Annotated in this window: 5 protein-coding genes and 1 pseudogene; 4 read left to right on the forward strand and 2 right to left on the reverse strand. The window is 60.4% G+C overall.

The window, feature by feature from the left end:
* Window positions 1-100: 100 nt before the first annotated feature.
* Window positions 101-493, reverse strand: coding sequence for a GFA family protein (locus tag QMX93_RS29575; protein WP_282359103.1), 393 nt, complete (start codon window positions 491-493; stop codon window positions 101-103).
* A 197-nt stretch (window positions 494-690) separates the two neighbouring features.
* Between QMX93_RS29575 and QMX93_RS29580 the strand changes: the two genes are divergently transcribed.
* The 3 genes and pseudogenes from QMX93_RS29580 (at window position 691) to QMX93_RS29590 (ending at window position 2,866) form a co-directional block, all read left to right on the forward strand.
* Window positions 691-1,680, forward strand: a complete 990-nt coding sequence (locus QMX93_RS29580; protein WP_282359104.1) for an aldo/keto reductase — start codon at window positions 691-693, stop codon at window positions 1,678-1,680.
* A pseudogene (locus QMX93_RS29585) lies at window positions 1,677-1,999 on the forward strand (hypothetical protein). The gene QMX93_RS29580 and the pseudogene QMX93_RS29585 overlap by 4 nt, the downstream one beginning before the upstream one ends.
* Window positions 2,000-2,092: 93 nt before the next feature.
* The gene (locus QMX93_RS29590; protein ID WP_282359105.1) at window positions 2,093-2,866 is read left to right on the forward strand and encodes a carboxymuconolactone decarboxylase family protein; all 774 of its coding nucleotides are present in this window, start codon (window positions 2,093-2,095) and stop codon (window positions 2,864-2,866) included.
* A 200-nt stretch (window positions 2,867-3,066) separates the two neighbouring features.
* Here QMX93_RS29590 and QMX93_RS29595 read toward each other — a convergent pair whose 3' ends face one another.
* Window positions 3,067-4,221, reverse strand: coding sequence for a histidine kinase dimerization/phosphoacceptor domain -containing protein (locus tag QMX93_RS29595; protein ID WP_282359106.1), 1,155 nt, complete (start codon window positions 4,219-4,221; stop codon window positions 3,067-3,069).
* 178 nt (window positions 4,222-4,399) lie between these two features.
* Here QMX93_RS29595 and QMX93_RS29600 point away from each other — a divergent pair, with 178 nt between their 5' ends.
* Window positions 4,400-5,068, forward strand: a complete 669-nt coding sequence (locus QMX93_RS29600; RefSeq protein ID WP_282359107.1) for a class I SAM-dependent methyltransferase — start codon at window positions 4,400-4,402, stop codon at window positions 5,066-5,068.
* Window positions 5,069-5,176 lie beyond the last annotated feature (108 nt).

The raw sequence follows: 5,176 nt of genomic DNA on the forward strand, positions 1-5,176 counted from the left end.
GGCTTGCTCGCGAATGCGGTCTGCCAGTCAATGTTGGGCCGACTGATCCACCGCTTTCGCGAGCAAGCCCGCTCCCACGAAGGCAGATTATGGGCTGCAATTATTCTTCGGTTCGGCCCATGCTTTCGCGGTCACGTTGGTAGTGGTGGGCCAGCGGCAACGCCGGCAACCACGCCTCCCGGCGTATCGTCCAGAGTTCGTAAGTGGGTTTGAACTGATCCGGCTCATCGAGCGATCCGACGTTAACCTCGACTTCATCTTCCGAACGCGTAAACACTGGCGAACCGCAGCGCGGGCAGAAGAATCGTCCGTTGTAGTCGCGGGTTTCGCCGCTGACCTTGAGCGCCTCTTCGGGGAATATGGCCGAGGCATTGAACAACGCGCCGTGGCGTTTACGGCAGTCGAGGCAGTGGCAGATGCCGACGCGGTAAGGCTGGCCGGACACTTCGAAACGGACATCGCCGCACAGGCAGCCGCCGGTTGATTTATTCATGGTGCACCTCAGCTATTCAACTTCAAGTTAGAGATCATTCAGTCTGGAAAAGGTTTGCTCGGTTGCCACGAACGGTCTTGATCCTGCGTCTTCCAGTCTATTAATGAGCACAACTCATCAAGCCATCCTGTTTTACCCGTCTAGTCCTCACCAGTCAGCTCGCTTACTGTTCTCCCCACGCCCAACGGGAGATCGACATGCACAAGCGCACACTCGGCAACAGCTCACTCGAAGTATCCGCCCTCGGCTTTGGCTGCATGGGCTTGAGTCACGGTTATGGCCCGGCCACGGATACCCAGCAAGCCATCGCACTGATCCGTTCAGCCGTTGACCGAGGCGTGACGTTCTTCGACACCGCCGAGGTCTACGGCCCTTACCTGAACGAGCAAGTGGTCGGCGAAGCACTGGCGCCCGTTCGTGACAAAGTCGTCATCGCCACCAAGTTCGGCTTCACCTTCGGTGACGACAACAAACAGCAGATTCTCAACAGCCGCCCCGAGCACATCCGGGTTGCCGTCGAGGGTTCGTTGAAGCGATTGAAGACTGATTACATCGATTTGCTCTACCAGCACCGCGTCGACCCGGACGTGCCGATCGAGGAAGTCGCCGGGGCAGTGAAGGATTTGATCAGCGAAGGCAAGGTCAAGCACTTCGGCCTGTCGGAGGCCGGCGCGCAAACCATTCGCCGCGCCCATGCAGTACAACCAGTCACGGCGCTGCAAAGCGAATACTCGCTGTGGTGGCGCGAGCCCGAGCAGGAAATCCTGCCGACGCTGTGGGAACTGGGCATCGGCTTCGTGCCGTTCAGCCCACTAGGCAAGGGTTTTCTCACCGGCACGGTGTCGGCCGAGGCCACTTACGGCAGCGACGACTTTCGCAGCATCGTCCCGCGTTTCAGCCAGTCGGCGCTGAAAGCCAATCAGGGGCTGGTGGTGTTGATCCGCCAGATCGCAGCGCAGAAACAAGCCACACCGGCGCAGATCGCGCTGGCCTGGCTGCTCGCGCAGGCACCGTGGATTGTGCCGATTCCGGGCACGACCAAACTGCATCGACTGGAAGAAAACCTCGGCGGCGAGGATATTGCCCTCGACGCTGCTGAACTCAAGGCAATTGACACCGCACTGGCGCAAATCCGTATCGAAGGCGAGCGTTATCCCGAGGCCCTCAAGGCGCGCGTCGGCCGATGAGTAACGATCACGATCCGCTGCGGCGCACGGTGATCGCCGCACTGGCCAGCGCGCCACTGCTGTCGCTCGCCGACACGCAGAGTGCCAGTGAAACACCGCGTTCGGGCTCGCGGATTCTGGTCGCGTATTTCTCGCGCTCGGGCAATACCCGCGTGGTCGCCGGGCTGATCCAGCGTGGACTGGGTATAGCCGCAGCATCCTCGTCCAGCACGCGCCGAAAGCCAAGGTGCTGGAAGGTTTTGTGATGGAGGGTGAGCAGGAGCGCAAGACCATGGAACGCGTGAACGGCTGGCTGAGCGATCACCCTGTCACGCGTTAATTGAATTTTTGTACCGAGTGACATCTTGAAAATCCGCACGCTGGCCACGGCCCCCGCGCGGCACCGCGTCACGACCTGAACGGAGTTGATCTGATGAACATCGACGTCCGCAACCACACCGCCCGCCCCGCACTCATGGCGCTCTGTCTGAGTGTCGGGGCAATGTTCAGTGTTACCACTCACGCAGCCGAGGCATCGCAACCCATGACCAGCACGCCAGCAAACGCAGCAACGTTGTCCAGCCAACAACAATCGATTCCACTGATCGCCGCGTTCATGGCGACCAGCGACATGCCCAACCTCAACACGGCGCTCAACCAGGGACTCGATGCCGGCCTGACCATCAGCGAAACCCGGGAAATTCTCGTGCAGCTCTACGCCTATGTCGGCTTCCCGCGCAGCCTGAACGCCTTGAACGAATTGATGACTGTGGTGCAAGCGCGCAAACAGCGCGGCATTGACGATGCGCCGGGGCGTGAACCGAGCCGGGCGATTCCGACCGGTGATGAACTGCTGGCCGCCGGCACCGCCAATCAAACGAAAATCTCCGGCGCTCCGGTCAAAGGCCCGGTGTTCGAGTTCGCCCCTGTAGCCAACCAGTTCCTGCAAACCCACCTGTTCGGCGACATCTTCGAGCGCGACAACCTCGACTGGCAAAGCCGCGAACTGGCGACCGTCGGGGCGCTGGCGGCAACGCCGGGGGTGGAATCGCAATTGCGCTCGCACATGGCGGCGAGCCTGCGCGTGGGACTCAGCGCAGCACAGTTGCACGAGGTCAGTGAACTGCTGAAAAAACACGGCGACGCGCAGACGGCTGAACGTGCACATCGGGCGCTGAAAGAGGCACTCGCGGCTTCAAAAAAATGATCGTCCGATTGACCTGACGCAGCAATTGCTCAAAGAACCATAGCCGGACTGAGCCAAACACTTTCGCACTGCAAGCAACTCTCGGGGGTCGCGCATCCGTGCGCAACCTGCTTTCATGGATTAATCCCGCGCCCCTCATGAGAGACTCTCATCAATGTCCCGCGCCAACCTCAACGACCTGCAAGGCGATAATTATGGCCTTAAAACGGAAATCTCAGCGAACACTGCAAACCCGGGCTCATATTGAGCATCGACATCTCGCCCCGCAGTTGGCGGGTCAGGGATTTGATGATCTTCATTCCCACGGATGAATGCTGTTTCAGATCAAACCCCGCAGGCAGCCCCGCGCCCTTATCCGTCACGTTCAACAGCACCTGACCAGCAGCCGCCTTCAGCTCGATAAACACGTCCCCCGCCGACTTGTCGGCGTAGGCGTATTTAAGGGCATTGGTGACCAGTTCGTTGAGCACCAGCGCCAACGGGATCGCCTTGTCCAGCGGCAGGATGACGTCGTCCAGGTCGATCACGAAGCGTGTTTGCGCCGAGGCTGAACCGCGCAGCCCATCGATCAACTCGGCCAGATAAATACCTGCGTTGACCGTTTCCACTTGATCGGCCTGATACAGCTTTTCGTGGACGGCGGCGATGCTCATGATCCGTCGGCTGGTATCGACGAGTGCCGCGCGGGCGACGGGATCTGCCAATTGGCGTATTTGCAGTTGGATTAACCCGATGATCAGTTGCAGGTGATTCTTCGTCCGATGGTTGATTTCCTTGAGGAGCATGTCCTTTTGCTCAAGCAGCTGATTTTTCTGCCGCAGCGAGCGCCTCAGCTCCATTTGCGCCATGACCTGTTTGGCCAACGTCACCAGGGCGATTTTCTGTTGCGGGCTCAGCTGTCGCGGGTGTCGGTCGAGAATGCACAGCGTCCCGAGGCCGTAGCCTTCCGCCGTTTCCAGCAAGCAGCCGGCGTAGAAGCGCAAACCTTCATCGGCCGTCACCAGCGGGTTGGAGCTCATCCTCGGGTCAGCGCGCAGATCGGGTATGACGGTGATGCCGGGCTGCAGAAGGACGTGACGGCAGATGGAAACGTCCAAGGGTGTTTCGCGGATTCCCAAGCCTGTTTCCGCCTTGAACCACTGGCGGTGGCGGTCTATCAGGTTCATCACCGAAATTGGCGCGTCGCAGATGGCGGCGGCCAGGCTCACGAGCTCGTCAAAATCCGCTTCGCGTGGGGTATCGAGGATTTCATAGCCGTGCAGCACGGCAAGACGTTCGGGCGAGTCGCACGGGTCGATGAAGCTCTGCGAAATCATTAGGGCTCCAGCATAGGGAGGCACGCGCCATGGGTTCAAAACGCAAGGAATCGAATGCAGGCGTGCGCAGTGAGACAGGAAAGGAGCAGAGCATACACGCAATCGGTACCTGCCCGCCGCGCAGACTGATGGCCGTTGGTAAGCTCGCTGAATCCGGCGCGGCGTCCATACTGTGGTTGTCCCGGACTGCTTTCTATCAACCCTTTCGGAAACCGACATGCCCACCCCTGAATCCGCCCTGCTGCAGAGCTGGCACGCCAACGCCGACGCCTGGATCGACGTCATCCGCAGCGGTGCCATTGAGAGCCGCCAGCAGGTGACTGATCAAGCCGTTCTACTGGCGATCATCGGGCGTCAGCCGCCGCGTGTGCTTGATCTGGGTTGCGGCGAAGGCTGGTTGCTGCGGGCGTTGGCGGATCGGGGGATTGAGGCGGTGGGCGTCGATGGCGATGCGACGCTGGTGGACGCGGCACGTCTGGCCGGCACTTGCACCGTGCATGTCGCTGACTACGACGCGTTGGTCGAGGCGAAGGTTGATGTCGGCCGCGATTACGATTTGATCTGCGCGAATTTTTCGCTGCTGCATCAGGACATCATTCCATTGCTGGCTGCGATGAATGCCCTGCTGGCTCCGGGCGGCGCCCTGATCATCCAGACCTTGCACCCATGGGCCGTTGCGGCAGGCGATTATCAGGACGGCTGGCGCGAAGAATCGTTCGCCGGGTTCAAGGGCCAGTGGCAGCCGATGCCGTGGTATTTCCGCACGTTGTCGAGCTGGTTCAATGCGCTGGATATGGCCGGGTTGCGGCTGGTCGGCCTACAAGAGCCGCAGCACCCGCAAAGCCCGGTGCCGCAGTCACTACTGATGGTGGCTGAGCGCAACTGATATCCAAAAAACACCGCTAACCCTGTAGGAGCCGAGCTTGCTCGCGAAGGCGTCGGCACAGCTTGAGCCTGTGTTGCTTGATACGCCGCCTTCGCGAGCAAGCTCGGC

The sequence above is a fragment of the Pseudomonas sp. PS01303 genome, from assembly GCF_029959385.1.
Taxonomy (GTDB): Bacteria; Pseudomonadota; Gammaproteobacteria; order Pseudomonadales; family Pseudomonadaceae; genus Aquipseudomonas; species Aquipseudomonas rustica.